The 20,895-nt window shown below is 63.4% G+C and carries 18 protein-coding genes and 1 tRNA gene; 11 read left to right on the top strand and 8 right to left on the bottom strand.

The genetic code is table 11. The features are described from left to right. Positions 1–13: 13 nt before the first annotated feature. A complete protein-coding gene (locus tag JWQ24_RS00685) occupies positions 14–553 on the bottom strand; it encodes a MarR family transcriptional regulator (RefSeq protein ID WP_299803136.1) in 540 nt (179 codons plus the stop codon). A 286-nt stretch (positions 554–839) separates the two neighbouring features. On the opposite strand from JWQ24_RS00685, the gene JWQ24_RS00680 reads away from it, so the two are divergent. Then, entirely contained in the window at positions 840–968 is a 129-nt protein-coding gene (locus JWQ24_RS00680) for a hypothetical protein (RefSeq protein WP_299803133.1), read from the top strand. A gap of 125 nt (positions 969–1,093) precedes the next feature. Here the strand turns inward: JWQ24_RS00680 and JWQ24_RS00675 are convergent. After that, positions 1,094–1,179 (bottom strand) — tRNA-Tyr (locus tag JWQ24_RS00675). A gap of 336 nt (positions 1,180–1,515) precedes the next feature. Between JWQ24_RS00675 and JWQ24_RS00670 the strand changes: the two genes are divergently transcribed. Beyond that, the gene (locus tag JWQ24_RS00670) at positions 1,516–2,301 is read left to right on the top strand and encodes an alpha/beta fold hydrolase (protein WP_299803131.1); all 786 of its coding nucleotides are present in this window, start codon (positions 1,516–1,518) and stop codon (positions 2,299–2,301) included. Here JWQ24_RS00670 and JWQ24_RS00665 read toward each other — a convergent pair. From JWQ24_RS00665 to JWQ24_RS00640, 6 genes are all read right to left on the bottom strand, one after another. After that, positions 2,298–3,233: an ABC transporter permease gene (locus tag JWQ24_RS00665; protein ID WP_299803129.1), complete on the bottom strand. Its 936-nt coding sequence runs from the start codon at positions 3,231–3,233 to the stop codon at positions 2,298–2,300. The two genes, JWQ24_RS00670 and JWQ24_RS00665, sit on opposite strands and share 4 nt — an antisense overlap. 1 nt (position 3,234) lies before the next feature. Next, entirely contained in the window at positions 3,235–4,311 is a 1,077-nt protein-coding gene (locus JWQ24_RS00660) for an ABC transporter permease (RefSeq protein WP_299803127.1), read from the bottom strand. Positions 4,312–4,342: 31 nt separating this feature from the next. Beyond that, positions 4,343–5,848 carry an ABC transporter ATP-binding protein gene (locus tag JWQ24_RS00655; RefSeq protein WP_299803125.1) on the bottom strand — a complete coding sequence of 502 codons (1,506 nt, stop codon included), beginning with the start codon at positions 5,846–5,848 and terminating at the stop codon, positions 4,343–4,345. A gap of 6 nt (positions 5,849–5,854) precedes the next feature. After that, a complete protein-coding gene (locus JWQ24_RS00650) occupies positions 5,855–6,934 on the bottom strand; it encodes a BMP family ABC transporter substrate-binding protein (RefSeq protein WP_299803123.1) in 1,080 nt (359 codons plus the stop codon). 123 nt (positions 6,935–7,057) lie between these two features. Further along, entirely contained in the window at positions 7,058–7,270 is a 213-nt protein-coding gene (locus JWQ24_RS00645; RefSeq protein WP_299803120.1) for a hypothetical protein, read from the bottom strand. 97 nt (positions 7,271–7,367) lie between these two features. Beyond that, the gene (locus JWQ24_RS00640; protein ID WP_299803117.1) at positions 7,368–8,825 is read right to left on the bottom strand and encodes a GH1 family beta-glucosidase; all 1,458 of its coding nucleotides are present in this window, start codon (positions 8,823–8,825) and stop codon (positions 7,368–7,370) included. 358 nt (positions 8,826–9,183) lie between these two features. On the opposite strand from JWQ24_RS00640, the gene JWQ24_RS00635 reads away from it, so the two are divergent. From JWQ24_RS00635 to JWQ24_RS00595, 9 genes are all read left to right on the top strand, one after another. Next, positions 9,184–10,440: a GTP cyclohydrolase II gene (locus tag JWQ24_RS00635; RefSeq protein ID WP_299803114.1), complete on the top strand. Its 1,257-nt coding sequence runs from the start codon at positions 9,184–9,186 to the stop codon at positions 10,438–10,440. Between the two features lie 19 nt (positions 10,441–10,459). Next, a complete protein-coding gene (locus JWQ24_RS00630) occupies positions 10,460–11,695 on the top strand; it encodes a URC4/urg3 family protein (protein WP_299803188.1) in 1,236 nt (411 codons plus the stop codon). A 14-nt stretch (positions 11,696–11,709) separates the two neighbouring features. Next, positions 11,710–12,339, top strand: a complete 630-nt coding sequence (gene upp, locus JWQ24_RS00625; RefSeq protein ID WP_299803112.1) for a uracil phosphoribosyltransferase — start codon at positions 11,710–11,712, stop codon at positions 12,337–12,339. Positions 12,340–12,354: 15 nt separating this feature from the next. Next, positions 12,355–13,248: a LysR family transcriptional regulator gene (locus JWQ24_RS00620; protein ID WP_299803109.1), complete on the top strand. Its 894-nt coding sequence runs from the start codon at positions 12,355–12,357 to the stop codon at positions 13,246–13,248. Positions 13,249–13,844: 596 nt separating this feature from the next. Next, on the top strand, positions 13,845–15,926 hold the full coding sequence (locus JWQ24_RS00615; protein ID WP_299803106.1) for a hydantoinase/oxoprolinase family protein: 2,082 nt from the start codon (positions 13,845–13,847) through the stop codon (positions 15,924–15,926). Beyond that, on the top strand, positions 15,926–17,809 hold the full coding sequence (locus JWQ24_RS00610; protein WP_299803104.1) for a hydantoinase B/oxoprolinase family protein: 1,884 nt from the start codon (positions 15,926–15,928) through the stop codon (positions 17,807–17,809). The genes JWQ24_RS00615 and JWQ24_RS00610 overlap by 1 nt, the downstream gene beginning before the upstream one ends. Before the next feature lie 44 nt (positions 17,810–17,853). Next, positions 17,854–18,948: a ring-opening amidohydrolase gene (locus JWQ24_RS00605; protein ID WP_299803102.1), complete on the top strand. Its 1,095-nt coding sequence runs from the start codon at positions 17,854–17,856 to the stop codon at positions 18,946–18,948. 135 nt (positions 18,949–19,083) lie between these two features. After that, a complete protein-coding gene (locus tag JWQ24_RS00600) occupies positions 19,084–20,061 on the top strand; it encodes an ABC transporter substrate-binding protein (RefSeq protein WP_299803100.1) in 978 nt (325 codons plus the stop codon). 16 nt (positions 20,062–20,077) lie between these two features. Further along, positions 20,078–20,893, top strand: coding sequence for an ABC transporter ATP-binding protein (locus JWQ24_RS00595; protein ID WP_299803098.1), 816 nt, complete (start codon positions 20,078–20,080; stop codon positions 20,891–20,893). Positions 20,894–20,895: the final 2 nt, after the last annotated feature.

The raw sequence follows: 20,895 nt of genomic DNA, 5'->3' as shown, positions 1-20,895 counted from the left end.
TGACTGGCCTTGGTTATTTCGATTTGTGCAGATGCTGGATCGCATCTTCGGCGCGCAGTGGCGCGCGTGAGGCGTCGTTGTTGAGATCGACCAGCTGCGCCATCAGCGCGAGCAGGGTCTTGCGGTCGGCGGGCTTCAGGGGCTGCAGCATCCGCAGCTGCGCCTGCGCGACCAGCGGTTCGACCTCGCGCAATTCGGCGGCGCCCGGTGTCGTCAGATGCAGCAGCTTGACCCGCTTGTCGCCGGCTCCCGCCTTGCGTTCCAGCAGGCCCTTGGATTCCAGACGCTCGATGACGCTGCCGAGCGTCGAGCGATCGAAGGCGATCACCGCCGAAAGACGGGTGGCGTCGATTCCCGGATGGGCGCGGATCGCAACCAGCGCCGCGTATTGCACCGGCGTCATATCGTACGCCTTGCATTCCTCCATGAAGACCGCGACGGCGATCTGCTGCATCCGGCGGAACAGATGCCCGGGCATCGCATAGACGTGATCCATCGCGGCTGCCAGAGAAGCTGACGGGGGCGCATCTTCCATTTTCGGTTTACGCGGCATCGCGCGGCTTTCCGGGGACGGCATGGGGCAGGGGAGCCTGTGCCTCGCCATGAAGGGCGTTGGCCGGCCGGCACGAAGGGCTGCGGTATCCGGGCAAATGCACTCGATTCTCCCCATTCAGCTCGCACCCGTTCAGGGCGGTTAACTGACAGTATGCGGTCGATATGTGTACTGTCAATATTGCAAGGGCAGGACGTCGAACGTCTGGCTCAGGTGCAATGGCGGATGAGAGGCGCGTGCCCTGTGCCGCGATTGGCGAAACCCTTCGTCGATCGGGCGTGTCCCAATGGCTGCCGGGCCAATCCCTGTCGCCGTCCTCACTCGGGAGCAGCTGGGTACGGCCTTCGCCATTGGCATCGGCGCGGTGCAGCTGTGGAAGGCCTTCGGCGAGTTTTTCACCGTGAAGGTGAAGTGAGCGGGCGCCATGAACGCATTGGGAATCAACGTCGGGATGCGAGCGTGAACGAAGCATGTCGCACGAAGTCGCACAGAGGCAATTTCGGCTCGCCCCGCAGGGCTATTTCTTCAACGAAAACAGGATGGTGGGGGAAGAAGGACTCGAACCTTCGAAGTCATAAGACGGCTGATTTACAGTCAGCTCCCTTTGCCACTCGGGACACTCCCCCGCTCCACGCCATTGACCTCAACCCACCATAAAGTGGCTGGACGGCCATAGATGACGTTAAAACGAATGCCCAATGAAGGGCTCCCGGTTGGCGCGTTTATTGGGGAAGGGCGGGGCAAAGTCAACCAAGCGGGCAATGAATCTCACAGCACGCGGAAACGCCTTAATTCGCCGGGAAATCCGCGGGCCCGCAGTGCGTCGGCGTGCGCCGGCCGCTGACGGCCGCATCTTTTCGGTCACGCGGTGCCGAATCTTTCGGCGCGGCGAACCGCGCAGCGCCGCGCTATCCTCGCAACAGTTGGCCGATACCGGCCGGTTCCCCCAAATGGATCGCTTCATGGCTGCTGCACCCGCTACCTTCATTCTGGTTCACGGCGCCTGGCATGGCGCCTGGGCGTGGGACAATGTGGTGCCGCGGCTTCAGGCCGGCGGCCATCGTGCGATCGCCGTCGATCTGCCCGGCAACGGCCATGACGATACGCCGCCCGATGCGGTCGATCTGGCGGCCTACGTCGCCAAACTTATGGCGGTGATCGACGGCGTTGCGGGTCCGGTGGTTCTGGTCGGCCACAGCATGGGCGGCATTACCGTGTCGCAATCCGCCGAGTTGCGCCCCGACCGGATCGCGCTGTCGATCTATCTGTGCGCCTTCATGCTGCCGGACGGCATGGCGGTGCTGGAATTTTACGACACCTATCTGGAGCCGTGGATGCGCGGCGCGCATGCGCTGCTGACTCACGATCCGGAAGGGCAGACTTCCATGATCAACCCGGAGGCGGCGATCGAGGTGTTTTATCAGCAGGCCGACCGTGCGCAGGCGGAGGCCGCGGCTGCCCGGTTGACACCGCAGCCGCAGGGCGTGCGGCATGGCAAGCTGCATCTGACGCAAGGGAACTACGGCTCGGTGCCGCGGGTCTATATCGAGACGCTGCAGGATCGCTCGGTACATCTGCCGCTACAGCGCAAGATGCAGGAGATCACCGGTTGCGATGCCGTCTATGGCCTCGACAGCGATCACGCGCCGCAACTGTCGAACCCGGACGGGCTGGTCGCGATGCTGCTCGAGGTTGCGGCAACGCATGCGCGCCTGCCGGTCAGCGCCATGCCGGCAGGGACAGACTAGCGCCGTTCCTCGCGGACATGTGGCTGTCCGAGCGCGCCGGGCTCCTGGCTGCCGCGGCGGTCCTTGGCGCCGACCCAGATCATCACGCCGATGGTCGCAAGATAGGGCGTCATCAGCATCAGATATTGCGGCACGCGGATGCCGGCCGCCGCGACCTGCGGGATCAGCGCCTCGATGCAGCCGAACAACAGCGCGCCCCACAGCGCCGGCCACGGCGCCCAGCGCGCGAACACCACCAGCGCCACCGCGATCCAGCCGCGGCCGCCGACCATGCCCGTCACCCACAGCTTGACGCTGACGACGGAGATGTAACCGCCGGCCAGCCCGATCAGCGAGGAGCCAGCGACGATCGCGAGAATACGATGCAGCGAGACGCTGACGCCGGCGGCGTCCGATGCTGCGGGATTTTCGCCGACGGCACGCAGCCGCAGCCCGAGCATGGTGCGGAACAGAACGAAGTTGACGGCGAAAAAGATGATGACGGCGAAATAGACCACCGGGTCCTGGTTGAAGAAGATCTTGCCGACCGCAGGGATTTGCGAGAGCGGCCAGATTTCCATGCGGCCAAGCCCGCTGATCTGCTTGTTCTGCCATTTCGCCAGCGTGCCGATCAGCCCGGTCAGGCCCTGGCAGAAGAACACGACCGACAGCCCGGCGATCACCTGGTTGACGCGCAGCACCACGACGAGCACCGCGAACAGCAGCGACACTACACTCGCGGCCAGCATCGCGACGATCAGCGCCACGACGGGATAACCGCCGAGCGCCAGGCAGGTCCCGGCGCCAGCCAGCGCGCCGATCAGCATCAGCCCTTCGGCGGTGAGGTTGAGCACGCCGGAGCGTTCGCAGATGATCAGGCCGAGGGCGGCCAGCGCGTAAGGCGCTGCAGTGACCGGGACGTTCGCCATCCAGTTGATCAGGAAATCGGCCACGTCAGCGGATCCATCGTATGCGGTGGCGGATCAGGAATTCCGACGACGCCACCGCGATGACGATGATCGCCTCGATCATCTGCACCATCGCAAACGGGATCTGGTAGAATACCTGCAGCGTCTGCCCGGTGATGAACAGCACGGCGATCAGGAAGCCGACGATGGCGACAAGGATTGGATCGTTGCGCGCGAGAAACGCGATCAGCACGCCGGAGAACACGTAGCCGTTGGAGAAGGACTGCGTCAGCCGTCCCTCCTGGCTGACGATGTTGACGAAGCCGGCCAGCCCCGCGCAGGCGCCGGACGCGGCGATGATGCACAACGTCATGGTCTGTACGGGGACACCGACAATTTGGGCCATCTTCGGATTGGCGCTGATGAAGCGGGTGTAGAAACCGGCGCGGCTGAGATGCAGCACCCAGCCGGCGACCAGCACGCCGGCCAGCGCGATCAAGAGCCCGCCATCGATGCCGTAGCCGATATCGCCGAGCCGCTCGAAAGGTCGGAACGGCGTCGATTGCGGAAACGCAGTCTTGGAATCCTGCCAGGCGCCGTACAACAGGTGAAACAGGAAATACATCGCGACGTAGTTCAGGAGCAGCGTGGCGATAATCTCGTTGACGCGAAACCGGTTCTTCAGGAACGCGACCAGCAGCACCCACAGCGCGCCGCCGACTGCCGCCGCGATTCCCATCAAGAGCAGGCGGGTGGAGGCCGGGCCGATCTCCCAAATGGAAATGGCAGCGGCAAAAATGCCGCCAAAGATCATCTGGCCCTCGAGTCCGAGATTCCAGAAGCCGATCCGGAACGCGAGGCTGGCGCCGAGCCCGACCAGTACCAGAGGTGCGGCCTGGACCAGCACGCCGCGCAGGCTTTCGGCGGTCAGCACGCTGGCGAGTTCGGAAGCCAGCGTCAGCGGCGCGATGCCGGCCACGGCAAGGATGGCGACGGAGATGGCGAGGCCGATCAGCAGCGAGCCGCCGACGAACAAAGTCTGTTTCCACGCCGACAGGTTTTGCCGCACGTCGAGCGTGATGCGGCCGAAGCGGCGCGGATGGGCGGCAGAAGTATCGGTCAACGGGATCGCCTGCTCAACACGGTCAAGACGGTCATGCGTGGTCGACCATAGCACGGCCGATCGCCTGGCGATCAGCTGGCCGTTCGAATTCGGCGACGACGGCGCCCCTGGTCATCACGCCGATACGGTCCGACAGGCTGAGGATCTCATCAAGGTCTTCGCTGATAAGCACGATTGCCGCACCGCGCTCGCGTGCCGCGATCAGGCGCTCGTGTACGGCGGCGCAGGCGCGGACATCGAGCCCGCGGCTCGGGCTGTGCGCGACGACGACATTCGGCGCGCGGCTGAATTCCCGGGCGATCACCAGCTTCTGCGCATTGCCGCCGGACAATAACGATGCCTTCTGGCCGACGCTGCGTGCGCCCTGCACGTCGTAGTCCTTTACGGCAGCAACGGCCTCGCGGCGCATCGCCGCGCGATTGACCCAGGCGATGTTGCCGTAGCGGCCTGAGCGTATATGGGCGATGGCGAAATTGTCTGATATCGACAGACCGCCTGCCAGCGCAAAGGCGTAGCGATCGGCCGGGATCGCGGCGATCGCCGCCTCGCGGCGCTGCGCATTGCTGGCGTGAGCGATATCACCGGCGCTGTCGAGCCAGATCTCACCGCTGTCCGGCTCGATCGCGCCGATCAGCGCTTCGGCGAGTTCGGCCTGGCCGTTGCCGCTGACGCCGGCGATGCCGTAGATCTCGCCGGCGCGGACGTGGAAGGTGGCGTTGTTCAGCATCGCGCGGCCGTCGCCGCGCGCATAACAGAGCGCGCCGACATTGAGCCGGGTCGGCCCACCCTCGTGCCTGGTACGTGGCGGCAGCGGCACGGTCTGCCCGACCGTGAGTTCGGTCAATTCTTCCGCGCTGGCCTGGCGCGGATCGAGCGTGGCGACGGTCCGCCCGCCGCGCATGATGGTGACGGCGTCGGCGAAGCGCCGGACCTCGTGCAGCTTGTGCGTCACCAGCACCACCGCGGTGCCAGCGCGCGCCAGCCGGCGTACGATTTCCAGTAGCCCTTCGGCCTCGGCGTAGGTGAGCACGGCGGTAGGCTCGTCGAGGATCAGGATGTTGGCGCCGCCGACCAGTACTTTGACGATCTCGACCTGCTGCTGCTCGGCGACCGTCAGCGTATCGACGCGGCGGTCGGGATCGAGATCGAATTTGAGTTCGGCCGCCTGCTGGCGCACCGCGGCGCGGATGTCCTTGATGCCCGACGCGAAATGCGGCCGGGCGTTCGCAAGCAGGATGTTCTCGGCAACGGTGAAAGGCTTCACCAGCTTGAAGTGCTGGTGCACCATGCCGATGCCGTGGCTGCGGGCATCGGCGGGACCGTTGAGCGAGGTGGCGACGCCGTGGATCAGGATCTGGCCTGCCTCCGGCGCATAGAGGCCGGCGGCGACGTTCATCAGCGACGACTTGCCGGCGCCGTTTTCGCCGAGCAGCGCATGGACCTCGCCGGCGTGGCTCTCGAACGAGGCGCCGTCGAGCGCAAGCGCGCCGTCAAAGGATTTGCGGATGCCCGCGAGTTTCAGGGCTGGGGGCGTCAAGCGCGGCTACTTCTGCGCGATGACGCCCGGCACATACCAGTCCATCTTCCAGAATCCGCCATCATCCAGCGTCTTGCCGTCCGCAACGCGCTCCACCTTGGCGGTGTCCACGATCGGACCGGTGAAGATCTGCTTGCCGGCGATGATGGCGTCGCGCTCGGCCATCACCTTGTCGACGACGTCCTTCGGCACGGCGCTGCCGCAGCAGGCGATGTCGGTGCCGCCATCCTTGATGCCGGGGAAGGCGCCGTACGGGCTCGGCTCCCAGTTGCCGGCGGCGACCTTCTTCAGCTCCGGCGACAGGAACTTGTCCCAGGTCCAGACCGAGGAGCACAAGGTCGCTTTCGGCGCGAATTCGCGGAGGTCGCGGTGATGCCCGGTGCCGTAAATACCGCGCTCCTGCGCCACGATCTGCGGCGTCGGCGTATCGACGTGCTGGCCGATCACGTCGATGCCCTGGTCGGCCATCGCGGAAGCGGCGGCGCGCTCCTTGACCGGGTCATTCCAGGCGCCGGTGAAGATCACCGTCACGGTGGCCTTCGGGTTCATCTTCAGCGCGCCCATCTCATAGGCATTGATGGTCCAGTTCACCGGGCCGATCGGATGGGCGGCGACGAAGCCGAGCTTGCCGGTCTTGGACATCGCACCGGCGACCATGCCGCACAGATACTGGCTCTCATAGGTGCGGCCGTAGAACGACTCGAGGTTGGCGCCGTTGGTGGTGCCGGACGCATTCAGGAACGCGACCTTGGGATATTTCAGCGACAGTTCCTTGAAGGTGTCGGAATAGCCGAAAGCGGTGCCGATGATGACGTTGTAGCCGCGCTGGATGAAGCGCTCGGCCGCCGGTGTGATCTGTCCGGCAACTTCCGGGACGTTCTCGACGAAGGGGATCTGCATATCGACCGCTTTCTCGATCTTCGGGCGGGCCTCGTCGAATGCCTGGGTCCAGCCGCCGTCGGTCTTGTCGGCAAAATAGAGGAAGGCGATTTTCGGCGGCGCCGGCAACGTGAAGCCTGCTGCATAAGCGATAGCCGCGCCGCCGGTCAGGGCGGCGGCGAAAACGGGAACAGCAGACCAGCGCATACCATCTTCCTTTTGCTGCACGTGGGTACGGACGCCCCGGCACGTGGTACCGAAATGATCGCACTACCACGTAAAATAGCACGCTCAATGTTTAGCACTCTCCCGGCAATTTTATGGGCAGACCTACGGCGCGAGATGATAGGCGCGTGACTTTTCACGCTGCACGCAAAGCGCTGCCCGGTCGGCTTTCCGTTTGACGGCAGCGCCATATTCGATCACGCGGACCAGAAAATCGCTTGGTCCGTTGGCCAGAATGCCGATTTCCTTCACGGTTTCGCAACCGGGCCACAGCCGGATCGCCTCGAGGCACTCTTTAGCCAGCGCCGCCCGGTCCACGCCTGCCGTCCTGGATCTTGCCATCAGTCTTCGCTTCGGTTGATCGGCGACAGATAGCGATCTCCCTGCGACATTCATGCCGTTTTTGTCCGGCGGACTACTTCAGCGCGTTCGCCGCGATCAACTGGCGGTAAAACTCCGCGCTGAGCTTGGGCGTGCGCTTCTGGGTTTCGAAATCGACGTGGTAAAGTCCGAACCGCTTGTCGAGGCCGTCCGACCATTCGAAATTGTCGATCAGGCTCCACTGGAAATAGCCGGCGACCGGAACCCCTTCGGACGTCGCGCGCTGCAACTGGGTGAGGTAGTTGCGCAAATACATGATGCGGTCGAGGTCGATGATGCGGCCATCGGCGAGCACCTTGTCGGCGGCGGAGGTGCCGTTCTCGCTGATATAGATCTGCTTGACGTCCCATACCTTGGCGACGTTGCGCGGCGCCCAGTACATCGCTTCCGGCCCGATCCGCAGCCAGTCCGACGCCATATGCGGAAACGATGTCGGAAACGGCAGCAGCGAAAAGCCGTTGGGGTGGTCGCTGGCACTGACGTAGTGCTGCGGCATGTAGATGTTGAGGCCGACGAAATCGATAGGCGAGGAGATGATCTTCAGCTCTTCAGCGGTAAAGCGCGGTGCGTTCTTGCCGGCATAGGCCAGGAAGGCGTCGGTGTACTTTCCCTCCAGGATCGCCGTGAGATAGCCGGCGTTCATCTCGCGGGTGGCGATCTCCGATGCGCGGATGTTTTCCGCCGTCTCGATCGCCGGCACGCAGGACACGACGTTCTCGGCAAGTCCGACCTTGGTGCCGGTTCGGCCCTGCGCGCGGATCGCCTGCACGGCGAGGCCGTGGCCGAGCGCGACGTGGTGACGAATCTGGTTCAGCCGCGCTTGCGACAGTTTCAGCCCGGGCGCCAGTTCGACCGGACCCGCGCCATAGCCGAAATCGATGAAGGTCGAGGATTCGTTGATGGTGAAGACGTTCCTGACGCGGTCGGTGAGGCGCGACGCCACGTAGCCGGCGTAATCGCCAAACGCCTTTGCGGTATCGAGGGATTCCCAACCGCCCATGCGATCCTGCAGCGCCTGCGGCAGGTCCCAGTGATATAATGTCGCGAACGGCTCGATACCGTTGGCGAGCAGTTCGTCGATCAGCCGGTTGTAGAAGTCGAGACCCTGCGGGTTGGCGGCGCCGGTGCCATCCGGGAATACCCGTGGCCAGGCGATCGAGAAGCGATAGGCGGTGGTGCCCAGCGCCTTCATCAGCGCCACGTCTTCCTTGTATCGGTGGAAGTGATCGCTGGCGCGGTCGCCATTGGCGTTGCCGTGGATCTTGCTCGGCGTGTGCGAATAGGTGTCCCAGATGGAGCGGCCGCGGCCTTCTTCGTTGACCCCGCCTTCGATCTGATAGGCCGACGTCGCGGTGCCCCAGACGAATCCCTTGGGAAAGCTCGAAGCGCTGGCAGGCTCGACCGCGGCCAACGCCATCGGTGACGAAGCGGCGGCGGCACCTAGTGCCAGCGCGCCGCCGGCAAAATCTCGTCGCGTAAAAATACTGGCCACCGGCCCCCCTTGTTCAGCCTGGTCCGAAGCGAGCGGGCCGTTGCGGATTCATCAGATGGCGGCGCCGTCGCCATCGTCAAGCTCCGTGATGGCGGCATTGAACGTGGTCCGGCAACCGTCGGGCGCGACATTGTACTTGAGTCATGGGCAGACAAGGGCACGGATCGTCGCGGCACCGACACATTTGGCCGCAGACGTCGTCGTCATCTGGCGTTAACCGATGCTCATTTTATGTTGTTGTCTTTCGTTGCGACATGCGTATACTTTTTGCTTCGGCTCGCGCCGCACTACTATTGCATCCTTGGTAACGGGCCCGTCTTCTTAGGCGGGCCGTTGCCATTTCAGGGGGCCCTTTACGATGACTCGCTCCAACCGGATCGACCATATACGGCTGACCTCGCACCCGGCGCCGGGTGCAAAACACGACTTCCCGATCCACTGGGGCGCTGCCAGCGCGCGCGAACGCGGGCCGGTGATCGGCACGGTGTCCCGTCCGCAGGACCGCAACGTCATCGGGACTCATGGCGGTTCCTATTCGGTGTACCGTGCACTCGCGGTGTCGTCCGGCGCGCTCGATCCGCTGCGCCGGCCAGACCTCACCAATACATTTCCGGCGGCCAACATCGGCCCGTTCGATCAATGGATCGACCCGCAGAAGATCATATCGCTCGATCCGTGGGGCCATCTCGTCGCCGAAAACTTTGCCACCGAAATCGCCGAGGGCATGGACATCCGTCCGAGTATCGCGATCACCCGCGCGCGGCTTGGTCTGGTTGAACTGCAGGCTGCGATCGCGGCCGGCCGGCTCAAGGTTGATGGCGACGTCGTGCATGCCAATGGTAGCGTTTCCGTGGTCAAGATCGCGATCGATCCGGTCTGGTATCTGCCCGGCATGGCCGTGCGCTTCGGCACCACCGAGAACAATCTGCGCCGTCAACTGTTCGAGCAGACCGCGGGCATGTTTCCGGAACTGGTGACGCGGCCCGACCTGCAAGTATTCCTGCCGCCGATCGGCGGCATCACCGCCTACCTGTTCGGCGATGTGACCAAACTGCCGGATCACACGACGAAGATCACCTGCCGCGTCCATGACGAGTGCAACGGCTCCGACGTGTTCGGCTCCGACATCTGCACGTGCCGGCCCTATCTGATCCACGGCATCGAGGAATGCGCCAAAGCCGGGCAGAACGGTGGCCTTGGCATTATCATCTACAACCGCAAGGAAGGCCGCGCGCTCGGCGAAGTGACGAAGTTTCTCGTCTACAACGCCCGCAAGCGCCAGGAGGGCGGCGACGCCGCTGCGCAGTATTTCGAACGCACCGAATGCGTCGCGGGCGTGCAGGATGCGCGCTTCCAGCAATTGATGCCCGACGTGATCCACTGGCTCGGGCTGAAACGCATCGATCGCTTCATCTCGATGAGCGACATGAAGCACGACGCGCTGACCAGCCAGGGCGTCGAGATCGTCGAACGCGTCTCGATCCCCGACGACATGATCCCCGCCGATGCCCACGTCGAAATGACGGCCAAGAAGGCCGCCGGCTACTACACGCCGGAGCCGGTGACCGATCAGGATCTGCAGGATTCCGTCGGCCGCTCGCTCGATAAATATTGAGAGCGCCGTGGTGAGTTCACTGAATCCGGATACCTCGGCCGCTCTGTCCCTGTTGTCTGCCCGCGCAGTGCGCGAGCGCGCCCACCGCTTGCTGACCATCGGACTTGACGACGGGCTGCCACATTTCCGCATTGATCTCGGCCGCATGGACGCCGCGGTCGATCTGGTGCTGGCGACGACGCGTGCGGCCTATCCGTCGCTCGACGTGCCGTTCCATTCGCGCTGGCGGCACTTTGTCACCGGTGGGGACAACCGCTGGGCGGCGCTGGCCGACGGCACCGCATGGGCGGACGCAGCCGCGCGCGCCCGCGCCGAATTCGATCTCGCGATCACCAGCGTGTTCCTTGATGCCGGCGCCGGTCCGACATGGCGCTATCACGATCCCAAAACCGGGCAGGCGATTGGTCGCTCCGAAGGCCTTGGCCTCGCCAGTCTCGCGATGTTCGCGGCTGGTGCGTTCTCGGCGGATCCCGCACAGCCGCTGCGCGCTGACGCCTCCGCGCTGGAAAGGCTCACCGTGGCCGATCTGGAAGAGGGCATGCAGGTCGCCGACGGCAATCCGCTGGTCGGCATCGGGGGCCGTGCCGATCTGCTGCGCCGTCTCGGAGCGCTGGTGGCATCGAAGCCCGAGGTGTTTGGCATCAACGATACGCCGCGGCCGGGCGGGCTGTTCGATCAGCTCGTGATGCTTTCGCACCAGGGCAAGCTTCCAGCCCCGACCATCCTCTCGGCGCTGCTGCAACGCCTCGGCCCGATCTGGCCGTCGCGGCTTTCGCTTGGCGGTATCGTGCTCGGCGATTGCTGGATGCATCCCGCCCTGAAGTCGGACGACGCGACCTCCGAATTGATGCCGCTGCACAAGTTGTCGCAGTGGCTGTCTTATTCGTTGATCGAACCGCTACAGACGGCTGGTATCGAAGTCACCGACATCGACGGCCTCACCGGACTCGCGGAATACCGCAATGGCGGGTTGTTCGTTGATATCGGCATCCTCAGCTTCCGCGATCCCGCCGACGCGGAACGCGAACACGACGTGTCGTCCGCGCTCGTTGTCGAATGGCGCGCGCTGACGGTGGCGCTGCTCGATCGCCTAGCCGAAGGGCTTAGGGAGAAACTGCAGCTCGACGCGAAATCGCTGCCGCTGGCGAAAGTTCTCGAAGGTGGCACGTGGGCGGCCGGACGCGTGCTGGCGCGCGAACGCCGCGCGGATTCTTCGCCGCCGGTCAGGGTCATCAGCGACGGTACAGTTTTCTAACCCAAGGAAAAAACATGGACGGCGTCACGATCGTTAATCATCCGCTGGTGCAGCACAAGCTGACGCTGATCCGCGACAAGCATCGCTCGACCAAAGGATTTCGGACGCTGCTCAACGAAATCGGCATGTTGCTGTGCTACGAGGTGACGCGCGACCTGCCGCTCACCGATGTCGAGATCGAAACGCCGCTGACCAAAATGACCGGCAAGGAGATCGCCGGCAAGAAGCTGGTGTTCGCGCCGATCCTGCGCGCCGGGCTGTCCTTCGTCGAGGGCATGATCGATCTGGTGCCGTCGGCGCGCATTGCGCATATCGGCCTGTACCGCGATCCCGAGACCTTTGTGGCCGTGGAGTATTTCTTCAAGGCGCCGACCAATCTCGAAGAACGCCTCGTTATCGTGATCGATCCGATGCTGGCGACCGCCAACACGGCGGTGGCGGCGATCGATCGCATCAAGGAGCGCGGCGCCAAGGATATCCGGTTCGTCTGTCTGCTGGCGGCGCCGGAAGGCATCGAGCGGCTTCGCGGCTATCATCCGGACGTGCCGATCTGGACTGCTGCGATCGATGAACGGCTGACCGACCACGCTTATATCTGGCCCGGCCTTGGCGACGCCGGAGACCGCGCTTACGGCACGCGATAGAGACGGGATCTGAGATTGGATTTCCGGCAACTACGCTACGCGCTTGCGGTGTCGAAGGAACGCAGCTTCACGCAAGCGGCGAAGCGGCTGAACATCTCGCAATCCGCGGTCAGCGAGCAGGTCAAGCTGCTGGAGGAAGAGGTCGGCTTCGAGCTGTTCACGCGAACGCCGCGCGGCATCGAATCCACCGAGCGCGGCCGCACCTTTCTCTACGAGTCCGAGCGGGTGATGGGCGACCTGCTCAGCCTCACCGACACAGCGCGCCGGCTGCGCGGCGCGCTGTCCGACACGCTGACCATCGCGATGGGCTCGGGGATGGCGCAGCTTTTCATTCCGCGGATCTTCAACGACCTGAAGAAAAACCTGCCCGGCATCCGGCTGGAGATCCTGACCGCGCCGACGCGCAACATCTTCACCGAACTGCATGAGGAGCGTATCGACGCTGGCCTTGCGATCGAGTCCGACCCGGAGCGGTTGCCGGCCGGGCTGGTGATCGACCGGCTGGTGGAGGCCGAGATGGTGCTGATCATTCCGCCCAAACATCCGCTGGTCCGTGCCAAGCAGCCGGTGGATATTGGCCGGCTGGTGCCTGAGCCGTTCATCATGAGCGAGCTCACCGTCGGCTACGGACTGGTGGTGATGTCGTTGTTCACCGATCTGGGCATCCGTCCGAACGTGCAGGCGGTGGTCGACAATATCGAGACCATCAAGATCATCGTGCAGTCCGGCGGTGGCATCGCCATCGTCCCGCGCGCCTGCGCCGAGAACGAGGTAGCGCTTGGCCTGCTGAAGGCGCTGCCGATCGCGCCCGCGCGCAACGTCGCCTTTAGCCTGTTCCGCCGACGACAGCCGTTGTCGCGGCGCAAGGAAACGGCGCTGCTGAAATTAAGGGATATGCTGAAGGGGTAGGGCGAGTTGGCGCTAAGCTGCGTAACCGGATCGCTTTGCCATGCAACGATGTATAGCGTGTCCAATCCCGATAGACAGGCGAGCAGGAACGAACATTATCAAGTTGACAAAAAGAAAAAGCATGCAGCCAGCCTCACTGAACAAAAAGGACGGCCTGAAACATGCTTCAAGTAGGGGTACAGGAAGTACGAACACATGAACGAACAAGGCTGGCACAAAGAGAAGACCTAGAGCTAACGCTTCTGCAGACCAAAATGTTGCGCACTGTCCTGCCTCGGATCGCCGCAAAAGCCAGGCGATGAAGGTGCCCGGAATCATTGCGAGCGCGAGAGCGATGACCCAAGGAACAACGATCAACGAAAGTTGAGCTAGTACGTAAAGTACGGCAATTGTCTCATGCATTGAGTTCGCCCTGCTGCCTGGCTACCCATTATCATCTAATGCTTTCCCCGGTACCTTCAAAATCGATCGAATATTAACAGATCTGACTCCACCAAGACCAATCTGTTTTTCCGATACCCCCATCGTTATTCCGTTTTTGACTCTCCGCCCGCCCCCGACCCATGCTGATGCGTCTTCAACCGGATGGCGCGTGCATGTCCCAGCCTTCTCCTCGCTTTCGCATCGGCATCGACACCGGCGGCACCTTCACCGACATTGTCGCGGTGGACGCCACGACGGGTGCGATGTCGGTGACAAAAGTGTCGAGTACTCCAGCCAATCCGGCGATCGGCCTGGTGCGCGGCGTCAATGACATTCTGGCGCAGGCTGGTGCTGGTCCCGCGGATGTCGCAGGCCTTGCCCACGGCACCACTGTCGCCACCAACGCGCTGCTGCAGGGCGGCATCTCGTCGCTCGGCCTGATCGTTACCTCAGGCTTCCGCCATATCCTTGAGATCGCGCGGCAATCGGTGCCGGACGGCTACGGCAATTCCTATTTCTGGGTGAAGCCGGAGCGGCTGGTGCCGTTGCAATTCGTCCGCGAAGTTGGCGGCCGAATGGATTTCAAGGGCAACGAGTTGCGGGCGCTGGAAGAGACGATGGTGCGCGATGCCGCGCGCTTCTTCCGCGCCCACAAGATCGAAGCGATCGGCATCTGCCTGATGCACTCTTATGCCAATGACAGCCATGAGCGTCGCGTCGCCGAAATCGTCGCCGAGGAATATCCCGAGGCGACCTTGTCGGTGTCCTCTATCGTGCTGCCGGAATACCGCGAATACGAGCGCGCGGTGACGACCTTGGTCGATGCTTTCGTGAAACCGTATCTGGATCGCTATCTCAAGCGCGTGCATGACGAGTTGGGCCCGCTGCAGCGCGTGCCGTTCCTGGTGATGCAGTCGAGCGGCGGCGTGGCAAGCTCCGAGCAGATCCTGCGCAAGCCGATCACCACGGCGCTGTCCGGTCCCGCCGCCGGCGCGCTCGGCAGTGCGGTGATCGCGGAGATCGCAGGCTTTCCCGATCTGGTGACGCTGGATGCCGGCGGCACCTCGACGGACTTTTGCCTGATCGAAAGCGCCAGGCCGCAGCTCACCAATGGCGGCTCGGTCGGCGCGTTTCCGGTGCGAATTCCGATGATCGATATCACCACCATCGGCATCGGCGGCGGCTCGCTCGCCTGGATCAGCCGCGAAGGCCATCTCAAGGTAGGGCCGCGTAGCGCGGGCGCCGTGCCGGGGCCAATGTGCTATCCGAACGGCGGCCATGAGCCCGCCATCACCGACGCCAATCTGGTGCTGGGACGGTTGCCACCGGCGCTGATCGGCGGCGGCATCGCGCTCGACGTCGAACGCGCGCGCGCCGGCATCGCTGCGCTGGCAGCAAAATTGCCCGGCAACATGACAGCCGAACAGCTCGCCAGCGGCATCATCGAGATCGCGAATTGGGCGCAGGCCAATGCGATCCGCCAGATGACGATCCAGCGCGGCATCGATCCCCGCGAATTCGCGCTGCTGTCGTTCGGTGGCGCAGGCCCGGTGCAGTCACCGGCGGTGATGGATCTGCTCGGCATGAAGGCCTGCATCGTGCCGCCGAACCCCGGCAACCTCTCGGCGTTCGGATTGTTGGCGGTGGACTGGCGCACTGATCATATCGTCACCAAGGTGATGCACGAGGACGCTATCGATCTCGCCGACATCGCGACACGCTATGCGACGCTGGAGAAAGAGGCGGTCGCCAATCTCAAGCGCGACGGCATCGCGGAAGCGCAGATCCGTCTGGTGCGCGAGGCCGATGTTCGCTACGCGGGCCAGTCGATGGAAGTGCGCATCACGGCGCCCTCGGGCGTAGTCGATGCTACCTTCGTGTCCGGCCTGATCGACGCTTTCAATGCGGCGCATCGCAAGACGTTTGGCTACGATTACGCCGGCCAGCAGAAGATCGAACTGGTCAACCTCTGCGTCTCCGGTTTCGGCGTCATTGAGCGGCCGCAGATGCCGAAGCTCGCGCCGGGCGACGGCCGGGTCGCGCCAAGGGGGCACCGCCCTGTCTATTTCGGCACTTCGTTTCAGGATACGCCGATCTATGATCGGGCGTCATTGCCACCGGGAGCGCGCGTGATCGGTCCGGCCGTCATCGAGGAATTCGGCTCGACCACGGTGGTGTTTCCGATGCAGGACGTCGAGGTCGATCCGCACGGCATTCTCGTCATCCGGCCGCAGCTTGCGAAGGAGGCCGTGTGATGAACATGCACAAGACCCATCCGTGGCCGACAGCGCCGGTGCGCGAAGCGACCTTCGTCGATCCGATCGTGTTGCAGATCGTCGAGGGCACGCTGAACTCGATTGAGGCGGAAATCGAATACGCCATCGAGCGCACCGCGCGCTCGCCGATGATTCGTGAGGCGCATGATTTCCGTGTCGGCCTGTTTGATCGCTACTGCCGCAAGCTCACCGGCCGTTCCTATTCGGCGATGCCGAACGGCGTGGTGCGCGACTTTCCGCCGGAGACAATGAAGCCCGGCGACGTCTTCCTGATGAACGACACGTATCTCACCGAAGGCTCGATCGGCCATCTGCCCGACCTGTGCAGCACGGTGCCGGTGTTTCACGATGGCATTGTCGTCGCCTACATCCAGGCGTTCGGCCATCATGATGACGTCGGCGGCCGCGTGCCGGGCTCGATGCCGGGCACGGCCGCGACGGTGTTCGAGGAAGGCATCGCGATTCCGCCGGTGAAGATCTACAGCGAGGGCGTCAAGAACGACGCGGTGTTCACCATCATCAAGCGCAACACCCGCGTGCCCGAGATGCTGTCGGCCGATCTCGACAGCGAGGTGCAGGCCTGTCTGATGGGCGCGCGGCGGATGGAGGGGCTGTTTGCGCGGTTCGGCCGCGACCAGGTCGAAGCCTGCTTCCAGGCGATCCTCGAGAAGTGCCGCGATATCTATCGCCATGAGTTGCTGAGCAAGATCGCCGATGGCGAATATGCCTGGGAAGATTACGTCGAGCACGACGGCATTACCGATCCCAAGCTGCACAAGATCGCGATCAAGATGACCAAGAAGGCTGGCAAGATCGTGCTGGACTTCAACGGCACCGATCCGCAGTCCACCGGGCCGATCAACTGGCCCGCGGATTATGCCGACGGCGCCTTCCTGATCAAATGGATCGCGCCGATCCTGCGCAACCTCGCCGACACGCCGGAGCGCGCCGCCGAGATCCACGTCAATGAAGGCGTTTGCGATGTCTTCGAGATCGTGTTTCCGCCGAAGGGCACGCTGCTGACGCCGGAGTGGCCGGCGGCGACCAATGCCCGCTCCTTCGTGCTGCTGCGCTGCCTCGGCCTTTTGGCCGGTGTAGTCGCGCAGGCGGTCGATGGAAGGATGCCGGCGGATCAGGAGACCATCCGCTACACCGGATTCTTCGGCAAGGACGCGGAAGGCAAATCCTTCCTGTCGCGCGAAGTGCTCGGCGGCGGATCGGGCGGGCGCTATTACGCCGACGGCAACGACGCCATCCACATCGTGCCGGACTCGCGCAACCAGCCGGCGGAATTCACCGAGACGCGGTTTCCGCTGCTGGTGGAGAAGCTCGCTCTAAGCACCGATTCCGGCGGCGCCGGCCTGCGCCGTGGCGGGCAGGGCTATGAGAAACATTATCGCGCACTGGTCGATTGCCGCACCATCGTCACCGCTGATCGCGTTCGGCTCGGCTGCTACGGCCTCAACGGCGGAAAGGCCGGCGAACCGTTCTGCGTCACGGTGGACGCGGAGGGCGAAGCGCGAGACCTCGGCGGCCTGGTCGACGGCGAGGAAGTTTTGAAAGGGCAGGTGGTCCGCGTCGTCACTACCGGCGGCGGCGGCTGGGGCGATCCGCTGCAGCGCGAACTGCCGATGGTGCAGCGCGACGTCATCGAAGGCCGCGTCTCTCTGGCCGCAGCGGCGCGAGATTACGGCGTGATTTTTACTGCAGATAGCAGCCAGGATGAGCCTATCATCGACGAGGCCGCGACCGCGGCGCGACGTGACGAGATCCGGATGACGCGGCCCGCCGCCGGCATGATCGACCGCGGCGAGGGTTACGAGAAAATGCTGCGCGGCGAACATCTGCCGCGAATGCGCTGAGACCATACGACCGTAAAATACAAACATAATGGAATTGGTGAACTATGGCGATTGAAGTGGCGAAGGTCGAGCTGAAGACCGTGCAGGATGCAAGCGGTCTCGAGGAATTGATTACGTCCGGCAAGTTCGGCGCCGACGAGGTGATCGGCGTGATCGGCAAGACCGAGGGCAATGGCGGCGTCAATGACTTCACCCGCATTCTTGCCGACCAAGCCTATCGCCGCGTGCTGCTCAAGCACGGCACCCGCAGCGAAACGGCGATCCACGATGTGCCGATGGTGTGGTCCGGCGGTTGCGACGGCGTCATCACCCCGCACGCCACGATATTCGCCCGCAACGACAAGACCGGCCCGGCCGACAAGTCCCGGCTGGTGATCGGCACGGCGCTTTCCGCCGAGTTGTTGCCGGAAGACATCGGCCGTCTGGCGATGGTCCAGAAGGTCGCCGATGCCGTCAAGGCGGCGATGAAGGATGCAGGGATCACCGACGTCAAGGACGTGCACTACGTGCAGACCAAGACGCCCTTGCTGACCATCGAATCCACCCGCGACGCGGAATCCCGTGGCCAGACGCTGGCCTGCGAGGTCCACGATTCAATGGGCGTCTCCAACGGTACCACCGCACTCGGCATTGCCGTCGCACTCGGCGAAGTGCCGATGCCGAAGGCCGAACAGATCTGCAAGGATCTCGATTTGTATTCCGCGGTGGCATCATGTTCGTCCGGCGTCGAGCTGACGCAGGCGCAGATCGTGCTCCTCGGCAACAAGGCCGGCGCCGGCGGCCGCTATCGCATCGGCCATTCCGTCATGAAGGATGCGCTCGATATCGATGGCATCTATGACTCGATCCGCGACGCCGGCCTCGAACTGCCGGAGCGCCCGCGCTCGGAAGACCTCAAGGGCCGCGTCGTCAACTGCTTCATGAAGTGCGAGGCCGACCGTACCGGCCAGTTGCGCGGACGTCGCCAGATCATGCTCGACGATTCCGACGTTCACCATCACCGCCACTCCAAGGCGGCGGTCGGCGGTGTGGCCGCGCTGGCGATCGGCGACCCCGCAGTATTCGTGTCGGTTGATGCGATGCATCAAGGCCCGCATGGCGGCGGCCCGGTGATCGCGATCGTCGACGTCGGCGAATAGGTGAAGGACCGAGCAGGCCGGCCGGCGATTAAACGGCACGAGTCTTGCTCTAAAATTGATCACCTGCCGGGGGTAAGGCAGGTGAAATTCGCGGCGAGGGGGTCTCGCCAACTGCAATCATTGGGAGCACGACGCATGAATTCGCTGAATCGGATGATGTTGACCGCTACGACCGTGCTGGCGCTGGCCGGCTTTTCGCCGGAGCGGGCCGCCGCACAGGACAAGGTCGCGGTCGGCGTGTTTCCGTTGAGCTCGTCGCTGCCTTATTTCGTGGCGCTGGAAAAGGGCTACTTCAAGGAGCAGAACATCGAGCCGGAAATGACCAAGCTGATGGGCGGTCCGGCCAATGTGGCAGCGATGATCACCGGCCAGATCGAGGTTTCGGTCGTGCTGGTGACGCTGGAAGGCCTCAACGCCAACATCAAGAAGCCGGGCGTCGCGATGTACATCGCGCTGAACAGCCAGACCCCGGTGTGGAAGATGGAGCAGTTCGTTGTCCGCAACGGCGTCAAGGCCGACAAGATCTCCGACCTCAAGGGCATGAAGCTGATGTCCGCGCCGGGCCCGGCCAATCTCAATACCGCCAAGGGCATTCTCGCCAAGAACGGCGTCAAGGACGGCGAATACACCATCGACCAGCTCGACATGAGCCAGCATGTCAACGCCATGACCGCCGGCACGTTCGACGGCGGCTACACGCTGGAGCCGAATGCCTCGATGATGATCAAGGCCGGCGTCGCGCGCACGCTGGAAGCCGGCGTGATCTCGAAATACATTCTCGGCGACGAGAAGGCCGACGCCTATGCCGCCGGCTGCGCGATCACCACCGAGTTCATCCAGAAGCGCCCCGAAGTGGCAAAGCGCTTCGCGATGGCCTGGTCCAAGGCGATCGACTACATCAACAAGAACCCCGATGACGCCCGCAAGTACCTCGCCAAGAACACCTTCACCCCCGACAACGTCGTCGATATGGTGTCGATGCTCGGCTACACGATGGCCAAGGACATGACGCCGAAGCAGATCGGCGATCTGCAGAAGCTGTCGGATTTCGGCACCTCGATCGGTGTCGTCCCCGAGAAGCTCGACGTCACCAAATACATCTACAAGTATTGAGGTCGCAGTGAACGCCTTGCAGCCAGCTGCAAAGATCGAATTGTCGGACAATGCGCGGGCCGCAGCAACGCGGACCGCGCCGCACGTGACGATCCGGGGCCTCAGCAAGAAGTTCTCGGACGCCACGATCTACGACAATTTTGACTTCGACATTCCACGCGGCAAGCTGATGTCGGTGTTCGGGCCGAACGGTTGCGGCAAGAGCACGCTGATCAATATGATCGCTGGATTGTTTCCGGCGGACACAGGCGAGATTCTGTTCGACGGCCGGCCGCTGAACAAGATCAAGTTCGGCTACGTGTTCCAGAACTATCGCGAAGCCGTGTTCCCGTGGCTGAGCGCCTTCGACAATATCGCCTATCCGCTGAAGGTGATGGGCATCCCGAAGAAGGATCGCGTCGTTCAGGTCGAGAAGATCGTGGCCTCCCTCAACGTCAAGATCGATCTCAAGCTGTATCCCTACCAGATGTCCGGCGGGCAACAGCAACTGGTCTCGATCATGCGCGCTCTGGTGGTCGATCCGGAAATCCTGTTCCTCGACGAGCCGTTCTCGGCGCTGGATTACGAGATGACGCTGTTCATGCGCGAGCAGTTGCAGCGGGTGTTTCAGGAGACGCAGACCACGACGGTACTGGTGTCGCACGATCTGGAGGAGGCGGTGTATCTGTCAGACCGTATCCTGCTGTTGTCGCGCCATCCGGCGCGCGCCGTCGAATTCGTGCATTACGACGCACCAAGGCCGCGTACCGACAAGACCATGACGGAAGCTGATTTCATCAGTACCAAGGCGCATTGCCTGGAAATCTTCCAGCGCGAAGTGCGCAAGGGGTGAAT

Source organism: Tardiphaga sp. (genome assembly GCF_028290495.1).
Taxonomy (GTDB): Bacteria; Pseudomonadota; Alphaproteobacteria; order Rhizobiales; family Xanthobacteraceae; genus Tardiphaga.
This window is presented reverse-complemented; position numbering and strand designations above follow the sequence as displayed.